This window comes from Crocosphaera sp. UHCC 0190 (assembly GCF_034932065.1).
Lineage (GTDB): Bacteria > Cyanobacteriota > Cyanobacteriia > Cyanobacteriales > Microcystaceae > UHCC-0190.
The window spans coordinates 1-22,786 of the sequence record NZ_JAYGHP010000022.1 but is presented as its reverse complement, the minus strand read 5'-3'; the positions used below and the strand labels follow the sequence as shown (position 1 = coordinate 22,786).

The 22,786-nt window shown below is 38.0% G+C and carries 20 protein-coding genes and 2 pseudogenes; 6 read left to right on the top strand and 16 right to left on the bottom strand.

All coding sequences use genetic code 11. The features are described 5' to 3' along the window. The first annotated feature begins 29 nt into the window (after positions 1-29). Positions 30-743 (top strand): bifunctional demethylmenaquinone methyltransferase/2-methoxy-6-polyprenyl-1,4-benzoquinol methylase UbiE, encoded by a 714-nt coding sequence (gene ubiE / locus VB715_RS20570; protein WP_323303067.1) that lies wholly within the window; start codon positions 30-32, stop codon positions 741-743. A 76-nt stretch (positions 744-819) separates the two neighbouring features. Then, entirely contained in the window at positions 820-2,073 is a 1,254-nt protein-coding gene (locus VB715_RS20565) for a DUF445 domain-containing protein (RefSeq protein WP_323303066.1), read from the top strand. 180 nt (positions 2,074-2,253) lie between these two features. Here VB715_RS20565 and VB715_RS20560 read toward each other — a convergent pair whose 3' ends face one another. Beyond that, on the bottom strand, positions 2,254-2,601 hold the full coding sequence (locus VB715_RS20560; RefSeq protein WP_323303065.1) for a hypothetical protein: 348 nt from the start codon (positions 2,599-2,601) through the stop codon (positions 2,254-2,256). Positions 2,602-2,891: 290 nt separating this feature from the next. On the opposite strand from VB715_RS20560, the gene VB715_RS20555 reads away from it, so the two are divergent. The 3 genes from VB715_RS20555 to VB715_RS20545 are packed head-to-tail and all read left to right on the top strand — an operon-like array spanning position 2,892 to position 5,384. Next, positions 2,892-4,367 (top strand): BCD family MFS transporter, encoded by a 1,476-nt coding sequence (locus VB715_RS20555; RefSeq protein ID WP_323303064.1) that lies wholly within the window; start codon positions 2,892-2,894, stop codon positions 4,365-4,367. Between the two features lie 58 nt (positions 4,368-4,425). Further along, the gene (locus VB715_RS20550; RefSeq protein WP_323303063.1) at positions 4,426-4,599 is read left to right on the top strand and encodes a hypothetical protein; all 174 of its coding nucleotides are present in this window, start codon (positions 4,426-4,428) and stop codon (positions 4,597-4,599) included. A gap of 17 nt (positions 4,600-4,616) precedes the next feature. Continuing rightward, entirely contained in the window at positions 4,617-5,384 is a 768-nt protein-coding gene (locus VB715_RS20545; RefSeq protein WP_323303062.1) for a glucosamine-6-phosphate deaminase, read from the top strand. A 12-nt stretch (positions 5,385-5,396) separates the two neighbouring features. Here the strand turns inward: VB715_RS20545 and VB715_RS20540 are convergent, their stop codons facing one another. The 11 genes and pseudogenes from VB715_RS20540 to VB715_RS20490 all read right to left on the bottom strand — a co-directional run bounded on the left by VB715_RS20540 (position 5,397) and on the right by VB715_RS20490 (position 19,352). Beyond that, a complete protein-coding gene (locus tag VB715_RS20540; protein WP_323303061.1) occupies positions 5,397-6,305 on the bottom strand; it encodes an acyl-CoA desaturase in 909 nt (302 codons plus the stop codon). Between the two features lie 193 nt (positions 6,306-6,498). Continuing rightward, on the bottom strand, positions 6,499-7,629 hold the full coding sequence (locus VB715_RS20535; RefSeq protein WP_323303060.1) for an SAM-dependent methyltransferase: 1,131 nt from the start codon (positions 7,627-7,629) through the stop codon (positions 6,499-6,501). 207 nt (positions 7,630-7,836) lie between these two features. Beyond that, a complete protein-coding gene (locus tag VB715_RS20530) occupies positions 7,837-13,779 on the bottom strand; it encodes a translocation/assembly module TamB domain-containing protein (protein WP_323303059.1) in 5,943 nt (1,980 codons plus the stop codon). A 210-nt stretch (positions 13,780-13,989) separates the two neighbouring features. Then, positions 13,990-14,157, bottom strand: a pseudogene (locus VB715_RS20525) (prevent-host-death protein); the annotation flags it as partial. A gap of 100 nt (positions 14,158-14,257) precedes the next feature. Beyond that, complete coding sequence (locus tag VB715_RS20520; protein WP_323303058.1) at positions 14,258-16,045, bottom strand: lipoxygenase family protein; 1,788 nt, start codon at positions 16,043-16,045, stop codon at positions 14,258-14,260. 188 nt (positions 16,046-16,233) lie between these two features. Beyond that, the gene (psaJ, locus tag VB715_RS20515; protein WP_323293760.1) at positions 16,234-16,362 is read right to left on the bottom strand and encodes a photosystem I reaction center subunit IX; all 129 of its coding nucleotides are present in this window, start codon (positions 16,360-16,362) and stop codon (positions 16,234-16,236) included. A 53-nt stretch (positions 16,363-16,415) separates the two neighbouring features. Then, the gene (locus VB715_RS20510; RefSeq protein WP_323303057.1) at positions 16,416-16,910 is read right to left on the bottom strand and encodes a Photosystem I reaction center subunit III; all 495 of its coding nucleotides are present in this window, start codon (positions 16,908-16,910) and stop codon (positions 16,416-16,418) included. 183 nt (positions 16,911-17,093) lie between these two features. Beyond that, complete coding sequence (locus VB715_RS20505; RefSeq protein WP_323303056.1) at positions 17,094-17,411, bottom strand: DUF2973 domain-containing protein; 318 nt, start codon at positions 17,409-17,411, stop codon at positions 17,094-17,096. Between the two features lie 157 nt (positions 17,412-17,568). Next, the gene (locus VB715_RS20500) at positions 17,569-17,925 is read right to left on the bottom strand and encodes a DUF2605 domain-containing protein (RefSeq protein WP_323303055.1); all 357 of its coding nucleotides are present in this window, start codon (positions 17,923-17,925) and stop codon (positions 17,569-17,571) included. Between the two features lie 103 nt (positions 17,926-18,028). After that, positions 18,029-19,210, bottom strand: a complete 1,182-nt coding sequence (locus VB715_RS20495) for an LptF/LptG family permease (protein ID WP_416336967.1) — start codon at positions 19,208-19,210, stop codon at positions 18,029-18,031. After that, positions 19,197-19,352, bottom strand: coding sequence for a hypothetical protein (locus VB715_RS20490; RefSeq protein ID WP_323303053.1), 156 nt, complete (start codon positions 19,350-19,352; stop codon positions 19,197-19,199). Before VB715_RS20490 ends, VB715_RS20495 begins: the two co-directional genes overlap by 14 nt. A 33-nt stretch (positions 19,353-19,385) precedes the next feature. Here VB715_RS20490 and VB715_RS20485 point away from each other — a divergent pair, with 33 nt between their 5' ends. Continuing rightward, a complete protein-coding gene (locus VB715_RS20485) occupies positions 19,386-20,165 on the top strand; it encodes an SDR family oxidoreductase (protein WP_323303089.1) in 780 nt (259 codons plus the stop codon). Positions 20,166-20,169: 4 nt separating this feature from the next. On the opposite strand, the gene VB715_RS20480 is transcribed toward VB715_RS20485, so the two are convergent. The 4 genes and pseudogenes from VB715_RS20480 to VB715_RS20465 all read right to left on the bottom strand — a co-directional run. Then, a complete protein-coding gene (locus tag VB715_RS20480; protein WP_323303052.1) occupies positions 20,170-20,637 on the bottom strand; it encodes a tetratricopeptide repeat protein in 468 nt (155 codons plus the stop codon). Between the two features lie 50 nt (positions 20,638-20,687). After that, complete coding sequence (gene psb35 / locus VB715_RS20475; protein ID WP_323303051.1) at positions 20,688-20,900, bottom strand: photosystem II assembly protein Psb35; 213 nt, start codon at positions 20,898-20,900, stop codon at positions 20,688-20,690. Positions 20,901-20,951: 51 nt separating this feature from the next. After that, complete coding sequence (locus VB715_RS20470; RefSeq protein ID WP_323303050.1) at positions 20,952-22,421, bottom strand: serine/threonine-protein kinase; 1,470 nt, start codon at positions 22,419-22,421, stop codon at positions 20,952-20,954. 245 nt (positions 22,422-22,666) lie between these two features. Then, a pseudogene (locus tag VB715_RS20465) lies at positions 22,667-22,786 on the bottom strand (IS630 family transposase); the annotation flags it as partial.

Below are 22,786 nucleotides of genomic sequence, written 5' to 3'. Positions count from 1 at the left end.
AAAACCCCGTTACTTAGGTTCTTGGTTTGATGACAGACAATTCTTGGCATTCTGCTACAGAAATTCAAGGTATTTTTGATCGCATTGCCCCAGTTTACGATCAACTCAATCAAAGGTTAAGTCTGGGACAACATCGAATTTGGAAACAAATGACCGTTAAATGGTGCGAACCCCAACCAGGAGATGTAGGGTTAGATGTTTGCTGTGGTAGCGGTGATTTAGCTCAATTATTAGCCCGTAAAGTCGGAAAAACTGGCCGGGTGGTGGGGTTAGATTTCTCTCCAGAACAATTGGCGATCGCAGATCTACGGGCCCAGAATAATTATCCCTCCCTTGCCCTAAAATGGGTCGAAGGAGATGCCCTGACCTTACCTTTTGAGGATAACACCTTTGACTGTGCCACCATGGGTTATGGACTGCGTAACGTTGTGGATATTCCGCGCTGTCTGCAAGAATTACATCGTGTCCTCAAACCCACTGCAAAAGTTGCTATCCTAGACTTTCATCGTCCGACTCAACCCTGGATGCGTACCCTTCAACAATGGTATCTCGATAACTTTGTAGTTCCCACGGCTAAAGGTTTCGGGTTAACGGATGAATATGCTTATATTATGCCCAGTTTGGAAAGATTTCCCCTGGGAACCGAACAAGTAAAATTAGCTTATGAGGCAGGATTTAGTCATGCTGTTCATTATCTCATTGCTGGGGGAATGATGGGGGTGTTAGTAGGGACTAAAGATTAGTCATAATGGAATCATGCCCATTTGTCTTATGATAAGCGATCGCCTTTGATCGTATTTGTTAACGTCTGACTTGATTATGACTTTTTCAGATTTTTCTTCCCTAGATTTATCTCTAATTTCCACCATTATTGTACCGCCGATCGCCGGAGCAATTATTGGTTATTTTACCAATGATATTGCTATTAATATGTTATTTCGTCCTTATCAGGCGATTTATGTTGGTAAACGTCGTTTACCCTTTACCCCTGGATTAATTCCCCGTAATCAAGAGAGACTGGCCAAAAAAGTTTCTGATACCATTATGGGGTCATTATTAACCCCAGAAGAATTACAAAAGTTAGCCCAACGGTTATTAAAAACGGAACGGGTACAAACGGCAATTTTATGGTTATTAAACCTGGCTATTAAACAAGTTAAAACGGATAAGGAACAAAAAACAGCTAAAATTTTATCAGAGATTCTTCGAGATTTATTTACTGAATCTTTACCCAGACTTTTGAAAGCTTTGGCCCGTCGCACTGATTTTTTAGAACACCAAATTAATCAAATTTTTGACCAAATCATCTTAGATTTTCGTCTGACTGATACCCAGGCCAGACAGTTTGCCGACTGGTTACTCGAAGGGGTTTTACCTCCTGATATTTTACGTCAAGCTTTAGTAGATTTTCTCACGGAAAGAAATATTCAAGTCATTGATGAGGGAGTTCGAGAAAAAACCAGTGGCACTTATTGGGTGGTGGCCAATTTATTTGGGGTTCGTAATACTTTATTACGGTTACGTAGTTTTTGTCTAGAAGAACAGGAAACAGCGAATACAAGACTCAAAGAATTATTATTATCTTTAGAAGTGCGGAGTCGTTTACGGGAGTGGTTACAAAGTATTTCCTTACAAAATTTACCTGTTTCTACCGTTAGACAATTACGCAAAACAACCCGTGAAACTGTTCAGACTTATGTTCAAGAAAGTGGATCTCAATTTATTCAAGATTTTGGTCAAACTGTTGACTGGAATCAGCTATCGATTCTCATTATTAATCGTCTGCAAAATTCAGCCGCTTTAACGACTTCTCTAGAAACAATTAGCAAGGAATTAGCTTTAATTTTAGACAAGTATTTAGAGGAAGATTTAGAAAAAATTGTGGCTCAAGCAATTCCCATTTTATCCATTGATCAAGTGATTATTGACCGAGTTAATGCAACTTCTCCTCAAAATTTAGAAGCCGCAGTTCAAGGAATTGTTAAAAGTGAATTACAAGCAATTGTTAATCTAGGAGGCGTTTTAGGCTTTATGGTGGGGGTTTTTCAAACAATTTTGTTATTATTTAGATAACCACTTAAAAAGTTTTTCTACCGTTAATTGGAAGTCCTCAGCAGATACAGGAACTGGAATTTTAGCGTCAGCTTTATCAAAAATTTTCAGTTTTAATATATTTTAAGGGAAAAGAAGCAAAAAAAACAGGAGGAAATTTGTTTTAAACTTTCCTCCTGCCCATTAAGGTTGGAAACTTAGTTAGTTAAATAATTGGCCTTCTAATTCTATATTCAAAATGTCTAAATAATATTGATTTTGCAGAGCATTACTCGATAATCTACCTTTAGCGATCGCACATCTAACTAAGGTTTCTGCATCAATTTTTTTCGCTGTCAAGGCACTTTTAAACCCACCATGACTGGGAATACCTAAATCAGAAAAATAGCCCTGATAAGCTAATTGAACTAGGTTAACGGGAGACAATTCTGATGCAACATTTCTACTGCCATTCAGGTTAACTGCTGCGACTTCTTCCGATGCCATAGCAGGGGCGACAATACTAGACAAAAGAGCCACTGATAAACTACCAAGGATGAGGTTTTTCATGGGAAAAAGTTGCCTAATGAATTGTATAAACTTGAGGGTAATCATAGACAAGTCTCATTGTCATCAAATCTTGAAATTAGCAAATTAAATTTTGCTTAAGATCACAGAAAATTCGACAAGGAGAAAGTTGCTATGACCCTAATTATAAGATGGGTCATTATATATTATCTTCCCCTTTGTAGTTCACCCAATCGGATGAGTATCATGAAAATTTTACATCTAATTAATTCTATAATTGCCTAAAGAGAAAAAACTATTTAAAATAAAAAAGACCAAATAACCACCTAAAAATGACCAGAGAAGACCTTTCACCAACCCCTCAACCCCATAGCCAAAAACCTTTACCCAAACTGAAACTATTAACCATGTTTCGGTTAGGATTATTCCAAATGGGACTGGGGATCATGTCTCTTTTGACCTTGGGAGTCCTCAACCGGATTATGATTGATGAGTTGACTGTACTGCCTTGGATCGCAGCAACAGCGATCGCCATGTATCAATTTGTCAGTCCCGCGCGGGTTTGGTTTGGGCAAATGTCCGATAGTAAACCCATCAAGGGCCATCATCGTACAGGTTATGTGTGGATTGGAACAGTCTTATTCACCGTACTCTCATTCATCGCGTTACAAGTAGTTTGGCAACTGGGAACCAGTATTCAGACAACGGGGTGGAGTTTGATGTCCTATGGTTGGGCCGCCTTTTTGGGGTTCGTTTTTGCTGGTTATGGGTTGGCCCTGAGTATTAGTTCTACCCCTTTTGCGGCCTTATTGGTGGATGTTTCTGATGACGATAACCGATCGCAGGTGGTGGGAATAGTTTGGTCAATGTTGATGGTGGGTATTGTGATAGGGGCTATTGTTAGTTCAAAATTACTGAATACTCCAGAAATTTGCGGGGAAGCGATCCTTTCCTATGATCCAACGGCAACCACAAAAATCGTCAATATTGCCACATTACAAGCAACGGTTAACCCTGTTTTTATCATTATGCCTGGGATTGTTTTGGCAATGTGTTTTTTGGCAACTTGGGGAGTAGAGTCCCGTTATTCTCGTTTTACTATGCGTTGTCGTAGCGTTCAACGGGAAGATCAAATTACCCTGAAAAATGCCTTAGAAGTCTTAACCGCAAGTCGTCAAACTGGACTCTTTTTCAGCTTTATTTTGGTACTAACCCTCAGCTTATTTATGCAAGATGCGGTGATGGAACCCTATGGGGGGGAAGTATTTGGAATGTGTATTGCTGAAACTACTCAATTAAACGCATTTTTTGGCACAGGAACCCTTTTCGGGATCGCGTCAACCGGGTTTTTAGTCATACCCCGTTTAGGAAAACAAAGAACCACAAAAATTGGTTGTCTGCTCGCATCTGCTTGTTTTAGTTTAATTATTTTAGCTGGTGTCATGGAGAGTCCAAGTTTACTGAAGTCGGGGTTACTATTTTTTGGCTTAGCATCAGGAATGATCACCGCCGGGGCCACCAGTTTAATGTTAGATTTAACGGTAGCCGAAACCGCCGGAACCTTCATCGGGGCCTGGGGTTTGGCTCAATCTATGGCCAGGGGACTGTCTACGGTTTTGGGCGGGGCCGTTTTGAATGTGGGGAAGGAGATCTTTTCGATTCCTGTTTTGTCCTATGGGTTAGTTTTTGTGATCCAAGCGATCGGTCTGTTAGTCGCTATTTGGTTATTGGGACGAGTGGACGTGAAAGAATTTAGGGATAATGCGAAAATGGCTATTACTACGGTGATGGAAGGTGACTTGGATTAAGGTGGTGAAGGGGTGAGGAGACAAACGCTATAATAATGTACAGTAGAAAACTAAAACTATGGGACGTAAAGCTAAGTTAAAAAAAGAGAGAAAATCTCTGCCAAATGAGAATAATGGCTCTCAATCTAACCCTGATCAATTTGTTCAACATCTTGAAAGACAGGGTTACTCATTGAAACAGGTAAAAATTGCTCCAGATATGCCAGATAAACCTATCGATCCTCAAGTTTAATTTGGGATGATTTTTTTATGATATCTCATCAATTATTAATGGTTGATTCCCTTAACACTCAGATCTATGAAACTGAGGAAGAATTGTCCATAGGAGCCGCAAAAATTGGACAAGAATATTTAGAGAATATTTTAGACCATAAAAGTGAAGCAACCATATTATTAGCGACGGGAAACTCTCAGCTTAAGTTTTTGGATAAATTAATTGCTTCTCAAAAAATTGATTGGTCACGAATTAATTTATTTCATTTAGATGAATATTTAGGGATCGATGGAAAAGATGCGGCAAGTTTTCGGTTTTATCTCCATGAAAGGGTTGAAAAACGCATTAATCCCAAGGTCTTTCATTATTTAATTGGGGATACTTTAGAGCCTTTAGATGAATGCGAACGCTACACAAAATTACTGAAAAAACATCCCATTGATCTCTGTTGTTTAGGGGTAGGAGTTAATGGACATTTAGCCTTTAATGAACCCCAAGTAGCTAATTTTAATGATCCCCATTGGGTTAAATTAGTCCGTCTTGATCAACAAACTCGTTGGGTTCAAGCACATCAAGGACATTTTAAAGACTTTGAAAATGTCCCGAAATATGCTTTTACTGTGACTATTCCTACTATTTTATCAGCTAAAAAAATCATCTGTTTAGCCACAGGAGAAAGCAAAGCAGAAATTATCAAAGAAATACTACAAGGGGGCATTTCTAAGCATTGTCCTGCTTCGGTTTTACGTCAACATTCTGATGCGACTTTATTCTTAGATAAAGAATCAGCACAGTTGTTATGAGTCAAAAATGAGTTAAGAATTTACGGCCGTTTCTACTGCGACGGGCAACCCTGAATCCTCAAAGTGTCGGTTTTTAGCACGGGCCAGTAGGTCGGTTTCAACGGGAACTCTAAGCTTTGACCCTAACCTGAGAAACTCAAGCATTTTAATGAAGCTAAAGGTGGGGTCTGGAAGATAGACAACCCGTCCAGCACAAATGGTTATGCCATGGCGACTTGATGATGGAAAGGCATGGTGGAGATTATGCCAGCCTTCACCCAAGGTTAAAAATGCGACAAACCAACTGTTTCGACTATGATCGTTGGTGATAAACGGTTGCTTACCGATAATATGACTGAGGGAGTTGACGGTTTGCACACCATGAAAAAGCAAGGTCGTGCTGAGAAAAAAGGCACCGAGATATTCAACACCACCAATGAAATAGGAGATGGCCCCAAGTGCCACTAGAGGGATGAAATGCAAACGGTCAATCACTTTTAAGACGAGATCACTCTCAACATTGCTCGGCAGCTTAGCAGGAAAGAAACGAGGGGATAACAGCCAACCCCCTTGAGACCAATAAAATCCTCTCAGTCCCTTGGCCGGGGTATAAGGAGAATGAGGATCTTGATCTTGATCAGAATATTGATGATGGTTCAGATGGTGTGCTTTCCACCAACTTGGCCCCATCTGCCCTGCTGCTGCCGCGACTATACAGCCCACCCATAAAACCAGCGCAGGAGTCTGATAACTTCTGTGGGTGAGGAGTCGATGGTAAATGGCTGTGGTTGCAAGCATACGGATGACATATAACAACACGATCCATAGGACAGAACCCCAGGATAAGCCAGTTATTAGAATAAGAAGCGATCCGATATGGCTGACAATAATCAGTGTTGGGCCGATTATATAAGAAACAATTGTGAGTAACGAATAGTTCATGAAAACACAGTCAAAATAATCGGCAAATCACCTTATATTCTACAGTATTTGCCCTTCATTACGATATTTTTATGGGTTTCTGATGCAATATTATTTTTTAGTTGACATCTCCGCCACTAACATACGCGATCGCAGGGGTCTTCCAACCGACATTAAAGATAAACAATCAGCAGCGTTGTTATAAGAGACGATGTTAACTATGAACCATGAGAAATTGACCGTTCCCATTAATCTCGCCGTCACAGCTAGCAAAGTTGGAAACAAACCACATCAGATAGAATCGCCAGATGCGACGGAACTTAGCAAAATCTATGCCGTAATGGAGATCTTTAACGTATTCATAGCTTTCATCAAAGTTTTTCAGCCAATTCACCAAGGTGGTGGAGTAATTCATGCCATTGAGATACCATCGCCGAATCGTTTTTAAGTCTTTATTACGGCTGGGAACTGCATCAAAGTTCCAGTAACGACCGTGGGGGAAAATATATTTATGGGTGTAAACACTGGATATGTTATTCGGGGTACGGACTGTGATGATGTGAATGAATACCTTGCCATCACTTTTGAGAAAAGATGCCAGCTTTTGGAAAGCATTGGTCAAATTTCCCACATGACAAAAGACTCCCACCGAGAGAACTTTGTCAAATTTCTCTTCAAATTTAACCTTGTTAAGATCCCCTTCGACCAGGGTAAATCGTCCTGAATTGAGATAGCTTTCACTGTCTTGCATTTTCTGGCGCATATATTCGCATTGCTCATGGCTAAGGTTCAGTCCCGTAAATCTGACATTTGGGAACTTAGACATTACATAATTTGGAATACAGCCCCAACCACAGCCAAAGTCTAGAATGTTGTCCCCATCTCGGATCTCTAGTTTTTCAATTATATCATCGATCATCTGCATCTGGGATTGCTCTAAATCGATAGCCCCTTTCTCCCACAATCCCATGCTGTATTTCGGATAGATTAGTTTCCCTTCCCCTAGCATCCGATTTAACATTCCTTGTGGAAGATCATACTGGATCTTCATCAAATCCCTGGCCCCTTCTGCCAAATCGTCCGTCTCTTGTAAGACCCATTCATAGGGAACGAGAAGTGAGGGAAAATACTTGAAAAAGATGGGCATACAAGTATCAAAAAGCGATCGCATCAAAGAATCAGGAACCTCTGGTCCGTTGATATAAGCCTCTGCTACTGCCATTTGCACTGTATTAACTACCTGCGTTGCCATACGGGTTGCTTGGTAAGCAATTGGGCTTTTGGTATTTACATCTCCGACTAAAGGGATATAATTTCGGATATCTTGGACAATATTGGAAGTCATATAAACACTCTCTACTAACATTAAAAGGATTTTTGTTATATCGCTTATAATAAACTAGGATAAAACAATCAATACAAATACTTTTTTAATTGAAATAAAAAATAGTAAAAATTAACACTTAAAATTGGTCATTTTATCCATTAATTGGACAAATTTAGCCTTTAAAATAGTCAAGTTGCTCGACTTCAAATACTTCTTGGTTCTGAATTAAAACCGTTTTTCATATCTGACACGAAACTCATTAAAACCATAATCATAGGATAGACGAACATAACCTTTATCTTCAACTTCATAAATGGTTTCTAAAAAGGGAACAATGCGAAAATCTGTGCTACCAATGGTATCGCTAACAGAGGTTTCTATATCATAAACTAAACTTTGGAAAAGCATCGGCAAGGCCAATTGAACAATACCAAATTGAATTAATTGTTCTGTATTTTGTCCTTGGAATGCTTCTGCTAAAACCAAGAATTGTTGCCCTAATAAACGGACAATTTCCCCCTGACTTCGTGAGGGACTACTGGTTAATTTGATTGCTGGATTACTTAATAATTGTTGATCGGTTGTTCCTTTTTCTGCTAATAGTTGTAAACAATTACTAACTTTTTCTAATTCTTCATCGGATAAGGTAGCTGTTGTGGTAATAGGTTGCAAAGCATCATGAATTTGACAGACTTCTGATTCATTTTTTCCTAAACTGGGAACTAACTGAGCGAGGGAACCATTGAGGGCTAAATTAATATCAACCCGTTGCACTTTATTGAGACTATCATCAGGAATTTCGGTGGTTCCTTCTGTGCGAAATCCTCTTATTGTCCCAGAAACATCAGAAACAATAGTTCTTAATTGAATATTTAATATCGGATTTAATAATCCTTGTTTGGGGTCAAAAACGATTTGATTTTGATTACGACGTTCAACAAAAAAGCGAGTATCTAAGAAGTTAAACTGTCCACGATTAACATTAATTGCTCCTTGAGGTTGTAATGTGTTAAAGTTTCCCAAGGAACCATTAACTAATAAATCACCGCCGAATTCAAATCGAAATAAGGGCAAAGATTCAACAAATAAATTTTGTAAACTCACCTTAAAATTCTGGAGTTGAGGCATAAAAAGAACGGGTTGATTATTACTCGCTACTCTTCTCGAACGTGGGTTAACCCATTGATTAATAGTTGCGACGGTTTCTACTTGACCATCACTAGAAGTTTTAGGAATAAAAATTTGTCCATTAGCTAAACGAACTTGTCCCCCAACAATGGGTTGAATAGCCACACCAGTAACAATTACTTGACCATCAACTTGCCCCCGATATAATCCTTCTAAATTAATTTCTCCTTGTTCAATGGCTACTGTAAGAGGGTTTTCAAGGTTATTTTGAGGAGTAAATATCGGTAAAATTCCGGCGATATTTAATTTACTATCAGCAAAGGTTCCTTGGAGTTGTTGGACATCAATTACTTTGTCATTCATTGCAACTTTTCCACTCACCGTTAAGGGTTGAGGTAAAGCTGAACTTTGGAAAACAGTTTCGTTTAGAGTTATCATTCCTTTCGCATCTAAGGCAGAGAGAAGTAACCCCTGAGAAAAGTCAAGTTTTCCCTTCACTTCTGCCTTAACTTCCCCTTCTCCACTGGTTAATAAAACTTGTTCACGGCTGAAAATACTAACCAATTTAAGTGCGTCAGTATCTAGGCGAATATTAATGTCGAATTCATTATTATTTGGATTAGGAGGAAAGGGAATATTAACAGAAGCATAAATAATTGATGGTTCATTTGTTAATAATTTAAACCTTTCATCTTGATAACTAAATTGTCCCTCAACAGTTTTATTTAAAGGCCTTCCTTGAAATGCTGCATCAACGAAGGCAAATTGTCCCTGTAATTGGAGAGCAATTAGGGTTCCATTGATATTTCCTGAAGCATTGAGGGCCCCTGATGTATCTAAGGGGATTTTGATAAAGCTGCCAATGGTATCCAGGGATAAGTAATTAAGTTGCCAATTAAGGTCAATTTGTTGGGGAGAAAGTTGACCATCTAAAGCGATAATTGTATCTTTAATTTGAATTTTGGTGGGTTTAATCGTGATGACATTATCAACAAAACTGGCCGCAATTTTGACTTGATTAACTGGAATAACTTGTTGATCTCGTATGACTAACCCCAAGGGTTCTACAATATCAGGATAGGATGCTTGAGGATGCCATTCCCAATTTTGACCCGTGAATTCGACATTCAAGGTAGGATTATAAAGGGTTCCTCCGAGGGCAATTTCTGTATCAAAGCGGCCACGAATATCTAATTCTGTGGGAACACCTCCCGCTTCTCGTTTCCTCGCTAATTCTCGAATTTGTTGATCGATGACTGCTAATAAGTTAACTTGTTCAGCGATGGTAGCATTAGCATTTCCCACAGACTGGGCCGGAATATTTTGAGCTTCAGCATAATCAATGGGTTGAATTTTTAATAAGTCTAAAAGTCGTTCCACATTGGAGAGTTTTAAAGCTGTTAATAAGTCCTCAACTCGTCCTTGATTTACATTTAAGTTACCTTGAATTGCCCCGGATTTCAAGTTAAGTGATCCTTGCAGTGCATAGAGGCTTTGTCCTAAACTTAGGGTAGCATTTTTTAACTGGGCGAAGTTATCTCGATAGAGAATATTTGCGGTTATTTGATTGCCTTGAATAAATCCTAAACTGGGTTGATCTATAGTTATAGTTCCTTTTCCTTCTAAAGTGAAGGGGTTAATAGCAATTTCAGTATTAACAACCCCTGAAATAAATCCAGGAATGCCAAACTCTTTTCCTGGGGAAATTTTGAATATGTCTAAGGGGAATTCTTTAACGATAGCTACGAATTCATCCCCTCTGAGTTTTCCTGTTGCAATGATGGGTGGTTTGTCCCCTGAAGTTTGACGTAATTCAAAGGATGTAGGAAGATAGGGGGCGGGACAATTTTCACGAGTACAAGGTTGCAGAGAAGCAGAGATAATATCTTCATTTCCTCGTAAGTTTAAGGCAATGGTTTCCCCGATAATTGCCTTAAGTTTGCCCGTTAATTTGGGTTCAAATTGACGATCATTAAAGGCAAGATTAAGAAGTTTTACATCGCCTAAAAGTTTTATATTACCTGGGTTTGTGGGGGCAGTTAGTAAATTTTGACCGACTAAAGTTCCCTTAAATTCTCCCATTCCTCTTAATTTTATTTCTTCTGGTAGGAATTTTTGATCGACAGGAATTAGGGAAATTAATTGGGTTAAAGGTAGGCTGGCAAAGTTCGAGTTTGCTGCAACTGTTAAGTTAATTTGAGCATCAGGATTTGTTAAGAGGTTAGAAATTAGTAAATTACCACTAGCTTCTAACTTTTGTCCATCGATTTGAAGGGCAATATTATTGGCTATAATTGGTAAGGTTCCGCCTCCTTCAAAAATGCTTTTAAGGCTACCGGAAAGGGTTGCTTGGGCATTCAAGTCATTAATTTCTATTTGGGGGGCATTGGGAACAAGCTGGCTTAAAATTAGAGCAGGATTGAGGTTGGATGCAGCTATTTTTGTATTCCATTGATTATTTTGTAAGTGAGTTAAGGTGTTAATTGTTCCTTCAGCAGTAGCCAGTCTTAAATTAACAGTTGCCAAAGCACTGCTTAAGTCAGGAGTGCTTGATAGGAGTGGCATAACTCGACTTGAAAGGGTTATTTCAGCCCCAGTTAATTGAGCAGGAATGGGTAAATTAGGTATAAAATTATTAAGAGGTAATTGGGAAAGATCGACGACTCCGCTAATTATGTTACTGCCTAATTTTCCAGTCGCATTGACCAGACTTCCTTCTACTATTAATTGTAGGTTAGCTGTCCCGCGAAAGCTACTAATATCTGGGGTATTTCCTAGAGAAGCAATGAGAGAGTTGAGGTTGCCTGTTACGGCAATGTTACTGCTAACTAAGCTTGATTTTACAGGTAAATTAGGAATGAGGGAATTAAGAGGAATTTGACCTACATTAGCTACGGCTGCTAAGATACCATTACCGATTTCTAGATTAGCATTAATGGGATTTCCTGCAACTGTTAATTGAACATTACCATCTATATTAAGACGGTTAAGATTAAACGTTGAATTGGCAAAAAGTTGGTCAAGGGAACCGGATAAATTAATTTTGGTGTTTCTGACTTGTACCGGAATAGAAATATTAGGAAGATAGGGGTCAAGAATTAACCCTGAAACAATGGCAGTCGTGTTAAGATTACCTTGAGAAAGATTAGTATTAAGGGCGATTGCACCTTGATCTACATTTAGGGTAAGATTTCCTCGACTATTAATAGTATTGAGGGCAAAATTATCGAGTTTTCCTGATAAGTTAATATTGGCATTACTTAGAGTAATTTTTTGAGTTAAAATAGCTGCGGGACAACTAATTAAGGAACAGGTAAATTTTACAAAAGGGGTTAAGGAAAAATTATTTGCAGTCACTAAGCTTTGCCATTGTTTCCGTTTAATATTACCCACAGCATTTAAGGTAATATTCCCACTGTTAGAAGTTAAAACAGTGTCTTGTAATAAAACATTTTCTCCCGCTAACAAAATTGCGCCTTTTCCTGATACTTTTTGACCGGAAACTGTTACAATATTGGGCGCAAGCCATTCTATTTTTCCTTTAGGTTGTCCTAGGTTTCCCCCAATTTTACCTTGGGCAGTTAGGGAACCTAAACTCACATTTAGAGGCGATTTATAGTAAGGTTCAATTAATTTTTGATTAGGTAATTGAACTTGAAAACCCAAAGCAATAGGCATTTTTTGCCAATTAATCGGTTTATTTTCTTTAAGAGATTTTAAAATTCCTGTATCTACTTTTCCTGTTGCTGTAATTACTCCCCCTGCTGTTGGTTTGATTTGAAATTGTTTGAGGTTAACTTGATTTAAGTTAGCTTGAAAAACAGTTTTAAGAGCTTGAATTTGTGTTTTTTCAATCAGCAATGGTTTGCTATTATTAATAGTTCCCGTTAAGATAGGATTTTTAATTTCACCACTTAAGCGAATTTTTCCTTGAATTTCTCCAGCAAGTTTAAGCGGTATTTGGTTAGGAAAAAGTTTTAATACATTCTCTACAATAAACGGTTTGAGATCAACATCAAGATTATAGCCTTCTTGCCAATTAATTGACCCTTTAATTTCTGTAATCAAACCCCCTAAACTAATTTTAGTATTCTTAAATTGAACGGTTTTTCCTTGTAATTCAATACCTAAATTAAGCTTAAGAGGAACCTTTAAGGGCTGAATATTTGCTTCAATCTTAGAAATATCAAAAGTTCCCACTCCTTGAGTTCCTTCTATCCCTTCTAAAGAGGGCAAAGAAATACTCAAATTACTATTAACTAATCCACTTTTGACAGCAACAGGTAAATTAGGAATTAAAGCAACTAATTTAGGCAATGACAATTGATTTATTCTCAATTCTGCCTCAGTTTTCCACGTTTTAATCTGAGTTTTTCCCTTAATACCTATATTACTACTTAAAAGCTGAACCCCTAAATCATAACTAACTTCTTGATCATCATTAGACTTATAAATATAACCGACTTTCCCTGCTGCATCAATTTTAACTATATCCTTAAACCCATTAGGAAGCACAGAAACATCCGCATTATTTAAGCGAATATTCCCCTTGATATCAATCGGTAAATTAAGCTCCCCCTCCCCTTTCATTTCTGGTAAATTTACCCATTTACCTGTTTTATCTTGTTCAATATAAACATTAGGATCATCAATAGTTACATCAAGCTCTAAAGGTTGACCAATAAGCAGAGGCAAAAGACTAAAATTAACAGTAATTCCCTTAATATCTGCTCTATCTCTATCATTTTCTTGGGTAGGAATTGCCGAATTTCCAATACGAATATGATTGAAAGAAAAACTTTCAACCTCTCCCACTCTTACCTCTCTTTCTAACAGTTTGCTCAATTCTGATGAGAGAAGTGGAGATAACTTTTCATAGACAAAATAATTGATACCCCCATACCCAGCAACTCCTAGGGATAATAATACCCCTCCAACGATCAAAGTTGAGGGTTTCTTGACAAAATTAACCAGTCTTCCTAATAATGATGTACCGCTTTCAGACGGTTCTGGTGGAGGGTTAGGGGGGGTATTAGTCATGATTACTTAGCCAGAGGTCTGCAAATCTACTGACTAACTTAACACAAGTTACCCTGATCCTTCAGAGAGCAGTCATGATTGATGCTTCAAAACACTAAAAAAAATTTATCTTGAGATTGATTGTTATAATAAAAAATGAAGAGAAAGAATTAGGGAATTAATAAAAATGCAGAAGTATAAATGTTAGGATTGTTATTAGGCTTATCTAACTTATTTCTCTTGTTGGGACTCAATTCCTAACTCCTCTTTCAAATCAGCCAAAGTTTGAGGAATTTCTGTTTCTGCCCATTCTAACGCCCAAAATAAACGTTTTGCATTGGCGGGCGATCGCAATAAATAAACACATCCCAATAAAGTCGAAAGTTTATCAAAAACAATTTTATAGACCAGTAAGGTTTATTTTTATCCATGTACTCATTAGGGGGTGATCCCATAAAACCACCCCCTTTCTTTCCTTCTATAAAACCCCAAATCATGCCTAAATAGCAATACTTTGAGGGATATGAGAAGGTTGTAAATAAACATAGGGTGTTTTGCCCTGTTGTTTTAGTTTATTATTACGTTCTTTCAGCTTAACTTCAATTTCTTTCAACTGCTTTTTAAACGCCTTAAACGCTTGTTTATCCCCATCTTCTTGGAAGGGGTTAGGTAAGGTTAAAAGACTCTTACTGGTGTAAGGAGGAAGTATAGTTAATATCTTAACTAAGACGATTTGCTTAATAGTTTGTTGCCGATCTGGTAGCCAATCTAATAAGATTTTTTCTCGGTCTTCTTCTGTCTTGATCTCATCATCATAAAGAGAAGAAAAAGGCTTATACAAGGCAAAGGGCATATTAGAAACCCAAGCACCATAATCATACTGTCCAAAGTTAACAGCAGCGTGTTGAGTTGTTGCCAGAAAAATCATGATGGTGACAATCTCAATGAGATCATCTAAGTTATTGAGTTTTCCTGTTAATTGATCTGCTTTTTCGGGAGGTAATAACCCTTGAATGGTTCCCGCATTGGGAGCAATTAATTCATTTTTCCAGGCTTGTAATTTATCATCACTTTCTACTGCATTATTGTCTTTGTAGTGATTTTTCAACACATCACTAACATACTTTTTGGTGGCATCCCACATCAGGAGTGCATCATCTTTATAATGATAGTTAGGTAAGTTAACTACCCCACGAGATTCTAAGCTGTAAGGTAAGGCTTTTTTGTAGAATTCCCAAGGTTCACCTTCATAGTCAGTTACTAATCCTTTGCCCCAATAAGCTCGGCTTAATAATTCATTAGAACCAGTGTAACCTAATGCCCCGGTGCTATCAAAGAAATTGCCTCGCCCTAAAAAGGTAGAACGAGCCATATAATTAATAGCTAAGGTGTTAAAAAAGTGGGGTTTAAGTAGTTGATAAAGAATGTGATCGGGGGATAAAATTCGATAGGTACTAACGGTACAAACTTCAATCACTAAATGGGTATCAAGTAAATGGGCGATAATTCCTTGATAAGCAATATCAGTTGCTGCAACCGCTAATTTAGCCGCTTTCCATTCAACTGGAGAAGATTTAGGTGTTAAAATCTCTGGATAAGGATCAGTTTCTGGCTGATATTTTTGCTTAACTTTGATTGCAACAGGGAGTAACTGTTCTTGCTCATTGAGATAAAATAAGCATAGGGGAGAAGCAGTATAGCGTCCTAGTTGATCTTCTTGTTTCGGCTCAATAATATCTCCAAAAATTTGATAATCTAGTAAATATAATTTCCCTTTCTCAAAAGCTGATGCTAAGGAAAAATTATCTCCTAAATAGGGTTTAAGATGGTCATCTGTTACCGGAAAATTACCATCAGTTGCTAGATCTTCTGGATTAGCTTTTCTCATTAAAACAGGGTTGAGTCCCCCTAAAAATTGATTGCCAAATTCGGCATCTTCTTCCCATCTATCAGCAATTAATGGTTTTGGTAATAATGTCCAAGGTTTAAAAAATTGGGACAAATCTTGCAATTTTTCCCATTTATCAGCCGGAGCTAAAGCTGCTCCTAAGCCTAAATCGGCAACTCCCTTAAATTCAATTTTTGTTCTACTTAAAAAGCCAAAGATATGGAACAATTGAGCAAGAATCAAACTTAAAACAGAAATAAGCGCGGTAAAATCAAAGATGAAAATCTTGAAGGGACTCATCCCTTCTCCCTTGGGAAGCCCAACTACATAGGGAGGTGCGCCAGGATAACGCACTTTGGGATCAACCCAGGAAAAGGTATCTTTAGGATTACTTGACATATAGTTAATTTATCCTCTGAAAAAGCTCTTTTTAGGTTTTATGTTACAGGACAAATCTACCCAAATCTTTAAAATTAACTGTTGCTTAAAAATTCTTGATATTAACCTTGAGGAAAAAAAGGCTGACAATAAGATTAATATTGTCAGCCTCTCAGTATAATTAAGGATTGAATTTGTCTAATAATCCCTTATCCGAGGGGATGGAAAAGAAGATCAGGATAGAAACGATTGAATTCAATCAAAATCCCTGCGGTAAAAGTTAACAAGGCCATAATTAAGACAGGGGCAGTAGACAGAAACTTTGTGAAACCTTCCATGAATGGTTCTCCCAACAATTAATAATGAATGAAAAAGTGCAAGAGGTGTTTAATTAACGAGGGGAAACGGTAATTTCGCTATCCTTAACTGTTAATTTCCCAGAGGTAAATTCACCAAAGGCAGCTAAAGGCCAAGCAAAACCTGTCAGCATTTTACTGAGAGCTAGAGGTACATCAATCACGACCTCTTTCATTTCAGTATCTTTCTCCTTGCGGATAGCAATTAAGTAGGCCCGGCCAACCCAACCGATCCAACCAGCAATGTAAAGGAACAAAATACCAGGAATGGTAAAGTCTCCGATATGACTCAAATTGCCATCAACAATGAGGTGAGGATAGCCTTCAGGGCCACATAAAGCCTCTGCATAGCGTTCCGCACGTTTTTGACCAGATTGGGGGTCATTGGTGGTATTGAGGAATTTTTTGGACTTTTGCTGATAGGCAGCATTTTCGCTACAAGGGGTCAGATTGGAATACGCAGCAGAAGCAGAAGGCGCAAAATTGAACCACAGAGTTGCAATGAGAATTAGCGCGAACAATCGTTTCATAAGAGTTGTTTCCTTTTGTTACAAAAGACTAAGCGTGAATGCGCGAGTAGACTTTTCATCATAATAATAAGCCCCCAGACACCTTTAGCCTAGGGGTTATGTTACAAATTGTTAGCAGATTGTTGGGGGAGTTGGTCGCTTATCATGAGAATCCCTCATACCACAGCATTTCTGGCAACGGGTTTAAGAATCTTCTTCTTTTTCCTTGGAAGCACTAGGAGAAGCTTTATATATGGCATCTAACTGTTGTCTAGCATCTTCAACCGTCACGGAACGCATCACTAATAATGGTTCATTAATCGGGTTTCCGCGCTCATCTAATAATTCGGGATGGATGGTTTTTTGAGAATTCCATTTGAGATCTCTTTCGGTAGGAGATGTTCCTCGATGGGGATAGCGACGCTGAGAATCCATACTCACGGTAATTAAACTACGAATTAGATTACTAACGGCGAGAAAGGCAATAATTGTGAAAGCCACAATGTAAATTAAATGTAACATTTGAAGTCCTCCGATAAAGCACCTGTTAGGTGAAGGGGTCAGCTAAAAATTATTAGGGGGTAATTAGGGGAAGCGTAAGCTTTTCTTAAGATAATCTTTAATTAGCTTACCAAGAATTGTCGAATGATCTAGGGATTGTTGCAACCTTGATATATATTTAAGACAACGGTAAATCGGGGTTTTGCTGCGGTGCAGCCGCACTCGCGGAGAGAGATCGCCATTTCCTTGAGACTCCCCAACATTCAGCCACTAAGTTATGCCAAGGAACTAAGGCTCTGATCTCGATTCCCGCTTGTTTTCCGGTGGCTTCAAAGAGAATTTTAGCGGTATGAACTTCTTGTTCGCTAGTTTTTACCCGCTCTAACAGTTCCCCTTGTTCTTCCAGGGATAAAAAGGTGATGCGCTCTGATTCTAATAAATGACGGGCGCGAACAAACCAATATTGAAAGTCTTCTAATAATGGTTCTAGAACGGTTTTGAGCAGTTCTTGTTCGCTGGGATTGGTATGAGACATCTTGTAAAAAAGGATTTTATCGCTACTTTAATCTTAGCGTTTTTTACATTTCTTTACATTCTGAATCAAAAATTTTAACTTAAATGTCGGGCTAAGTCCCACCCTATGACTCAGCAAAACGATAAAGTAACCATCCTCCCATGGCCAATCCGATCAAATTGGGCAACCAAGCCGCCAGAAATGGGGATATTACGCCTATTAATCCTAAACTACCAATTAAGAACCCTAAAACGTAATAAGTAAAAATAATTAGCACACTTAACCCAAAACTGGTAGCCCGACTCATTTGTTGGGGACTAGCCCCTAAAGCTGAACCCACAACCCCAAAGACGACACAAATAAAAGGAAAAGCAATTTTTTGTTGAATACGAACTTGAAAGGTGCGTAATTTTTTATCATCTCCCATCACTTTTAAGATCCTCATATATTGCTGTGCCTGAATAATATTCATTTCATAAGGATCTCGCCCTTGCAAGGCAAATTCAAAAGGAGCTTTACTCAAAGGTAATTGACGATGTTCAAAGGGACGAGTCTCTTGATAAGAAGCATCAGGGGCAAGTTTATAAATTGTCCCATTAAAAAAATCCCAAGTATCTTCGTTTGTATTCCAAGTAGCTGAGTCAGACACCACAATACGATTGAGTTTTTCTTCTAACCATTCTAAAACCGTTAAAGTTTTTAGGTGTTTACCATCAAATTTTTCAGCAAAAAATAAATGTCTTAAGCGTTTTCTTGTCTCGCCGTTGGGCAAAACAATTTGTTCATAATCAGGATAAAAAATATCTTTATTTTGCCAAAATGGATGATCCTCTTGGAGATATTCTACTAAGATCGCCGTAGCCCGATAATTGGCGGTGGGTACGACTAATTCATTAAAGAAAAAAGTAACAACTGTTATTACTAAACTTAAAACTAACGCGGGAACAACGAGACGATAAAGACTTACCCCACATCCCCGTAAAGCAATTAACTCACTATCATTACTCAAACGGCCATAGGTTAATAATGTGGTTAACATCACCGAGATTGGTAAGGCGTAGGCGGTAAATTCTGGTACTTTGAGTAATAAGATTTGCACCGCTTGCATTAAGGGCAAATCAGAATCGACAACTTTATTGGCTAAATCTGATAAATAACCAATGGCAACACCTAAAGTGGAAACTAAGCCAACGGAAAAAATTAACGGGGCAATTAATTGTGAAGTTATGTAGCGATCCATCAGGGACAGAGAAAAGCCACCCGGCCGCAATCGCAGAAAGTGAACTAGGGATTTAATAACTTTCATCGGCATCGGCAATTTGGGGGGGCATCAGTCTAGGATCATTGACGGAGTAGGATTGAGTTAGTTGCTCTAGCAACCAACTGACGGTCTTACCATGATTCATAGTAAATCGTTTTGTGCGATCATGCGTTACAATTCGTAACAAAAGTAACTCCCTTAAAATTGTAGTCCTATGATAATGAAAACGGCCTTGATTACGGGCGCATCTTCTGGGATTGGACGGGCCTTTGCTCAAGAATTAGCCCTTCGTGAGACTAATTTAATTTTAGTTGCTCGTTCTCAAGATAAACTATACCAACTTGCCCAAGAGATACAGGGACAGACTTCCCTCGCAGTTGATGTGATTGTACAGGATTTAACAGAACCAGAGGCAGGCCAGAAAGTTTATAATCAGGTCAAAGATTTGGGTCGAACCGTTGATTTATTGATTAATAATGCAGGTTTTGGGGATTATGGCCCCTTTGCAGAACGAAATTTATCTCAACAACTAAACATGATTCAACTTAATGTGACGGTATTAGTTGAGTTGACTCATTTATTTTTAGCGCAAATGCAGCAGCGAGGCCAGGGAGGAATTATTAATGTTTCTTCTATCGCAGGATTTCAGCCCTTCCCTTATTTGTCAACCTATGGAGCAACAAAAGCCTTTGTTTTGAGTTTTACTGAGGCTTTATGGGCAGAAAATCAAGGAAAAGGGGTTCATATTTCTGCTTTATGTCCCGGGCCAACGGAGTCAGATTTCTTTGAAAGGGCGAACTTTCCGTTAACATTTGCCAGTAAGGATGGTAATGGGTTAACCTCCGCCGAAGCTGTTGTGAAAGATGCCTTAAACGCCCTGGAAAACAACAAATCTCATCTGGTAACAGGGGGATTAAGCAATCAATTTCTTGTCAATGCTTCCCGTTTTTTACCTAGAGAATGGTTAGTTAATGCTATAGAAAAACAGTTTAGGGGTTAACTTCTTACAGTAGAGCAGTACATTCTAAAATCAATTTTTGATTGATTAAGGCATGGGGTTGGATTTCTAAGGCTTTGCGGAAAGCAGCAATGGCTTCTCGATATTCTCCCAAGGCTAATAGACATAATCCTAACCCATGCCAAGCCCCAAAATGATAGGGAATTAATTGTACAACTTGTTCACAATCTTTTTTTGATTTTTCATATTGTTCTTGGGTAAAATATAGGACAGCCCGTCGATTCCAGGCCTCAGCAAAATCAGGATAATTTTGAATCGTTTCTGTGAGAATTTCTTCGGCTCTTTGTTGATTACCAGCCTCTAGAAAAAACTGTGATCGTCTCAGTAATTCTAAACCCAATTCTCCCTTTTGTTCAAACCAAATCTGCCAAAGTTGGCCGGTTGCCCTATGTCGGGCTAATTCATCTGCTTCTTTTAAGTCTTGTAATAAGCGATCAATTTGAGAAGACTTCACGATAATAATTAGGGATGATTAGCATTGTTGATGGAATAATTTGGAGGAGTTTAGGATTTCTGTTTTTCAGAAGCGTCATCCTTGGATTCCATATCAGGAACAAAATCGGGACGTTGGGCATCTTCCCAACCAGCAGGACGCTTAGAATTATACCAAGCAAGAGAACCAATTGTAACGGCAGCGATGAAACCCACAACATAAACGATGACAAAATAGGTGGGAAATTGACCAGCGGTTGCCAATAAAGAGGGGAATAAGTTCATTTTCTTTAACTTCCTTGATTTAACTTATCCCATTTTATCAAAAATTTAACCTTATTCCGACTTAATTTGACAAGTATTTAGGCGATTGATTATGGTTGTTAACCATCCAGTAAACCCCCAAAACTGCATTCCTAACATGGGTAAATGTCCTTGGGGGGCCCAAAGATTAAAATTAAGATCTTTATAGGATAACCAATTATTATTGTTTCGCCAGCCTACTTTATCCGCAAAATCTCGCCAAATTTGTGAACTATATTCTTGATTTCCTCCCAGATTTTCATACAACTTTTTTTGTACTGAAAATCCAAAACGTTCGTTACTAATTTCACACCATAATTGATCGATTATTTTTAACTCTTGACAGTCGAAATTTTCGACATGAATTGTATCTAACCATCCAGCTTTTTCTCGATCAGCAATTTTTAACATTAACCTGGCAGTTTCTTTATCTGCTTCTTTTACATGACCAAGGGTGAGAAATCCTTGCAAGTTTTTATAATCAATATTGGTGTCTGCTCTGGAAATAATTATTGATGATTTTTGGCTAGTTTTTTGTGTTTCTTGAGCAATACTTAAAGGAATTTTTGATAAATCACTCCCTTGAGAGGGGGCGACAGTAGCCATAGTTAACTGCTCGTTTCTGGCAGGATTGAGATGTACTTGACGAGAGTTTCTAATATTTTTTTTCTTGGGAACACTCAGGGGTTTTGTTTTCAATAAATCTAGCCATTCTTGGATTGATTGAGGGCGATTTTCTGAACGAAGTTCCATCCCTTTAATAATAGCATAATTAACAGAATTACTGATATTAGCATTATGATTTTTGGGTGGAATAAGATTAATACCTTGTTGACGAAAAGGTGCAGGGAAGGGCAATTGAGAGGTGAGAACATAGTATAAAGTGGCAGCTAGAGCATAAACATCTGTATAAGCTCCCCGTTTTGCTCTGAGTTCATATTGTTCTAAGGGAGCAAAAGATTCTGTGCGAGAATTAGTATGAGTTTGTACTTTATCTTGGACAAATTCTCTGGCTAAACCAAAGTCAATTAAAATCGCTTGCATATTAGTTTTGCGAAGCATAATATTCCCTGGTTTGACATCTCTATGGATAAATCCTTGTTGATGAATATAGATTAAAGCTGAGGCAATTTGTTGAATATAATTTAAGGCTTCTTCTTCTGATAAAATCCCTTTATAGCTTGCATATTGTTTGAGAGTTCCTCCCGCAACATATTCCATAATCATGCACCAAAGTTCACCTTCTTGGCAAACTTGGTCAACTTTGATAACATGGGGATGATTACACTTAGCTAAACAGAATGCTTCTTGAATAAATCGTTCTTGATGTTTACTAAAATTATCCTGATTTTGAATCAAAGCATTGAGGGTTTTAATGGCAACCAAATTACCTGTTGAATGTTCTTTAGCACGGTAGGTAATTCCCGATCCGCCATAACCCAAGATTTTGTCAATTTCATAGCGGCCGCTTTGTAATTTTTGTCCCGTTTTCCAATGAGTCATGATGTTTTAAAGTAAGAAAAATTACAGAAATAATCAGAAGAAAAATCTAGAATGATAGAAATTTATTTGACAGAAAATCGAGCCGTTACAGAAAATAACCACAGGATAAAATAGACAGATTAGACATAACTAGACTTAGTATTCCCAGAATTTAGCAAAAAACTTCAACTTATGTTAAATGACTTTTATTGATTTTTTTTAAGGGGTGTTATTTTTCGGACTGTTTTAGGAATACTACTAAGTGCCTAAACAAAATTAATTACATAGTCTTTTCCAAAATTATCAAGCACTTTTTTGAGATAGCTAAGTAAGCTATTCCAATTGTCGTAAGCCTCAACTTCAATCCACTCATATTTAATAAATTT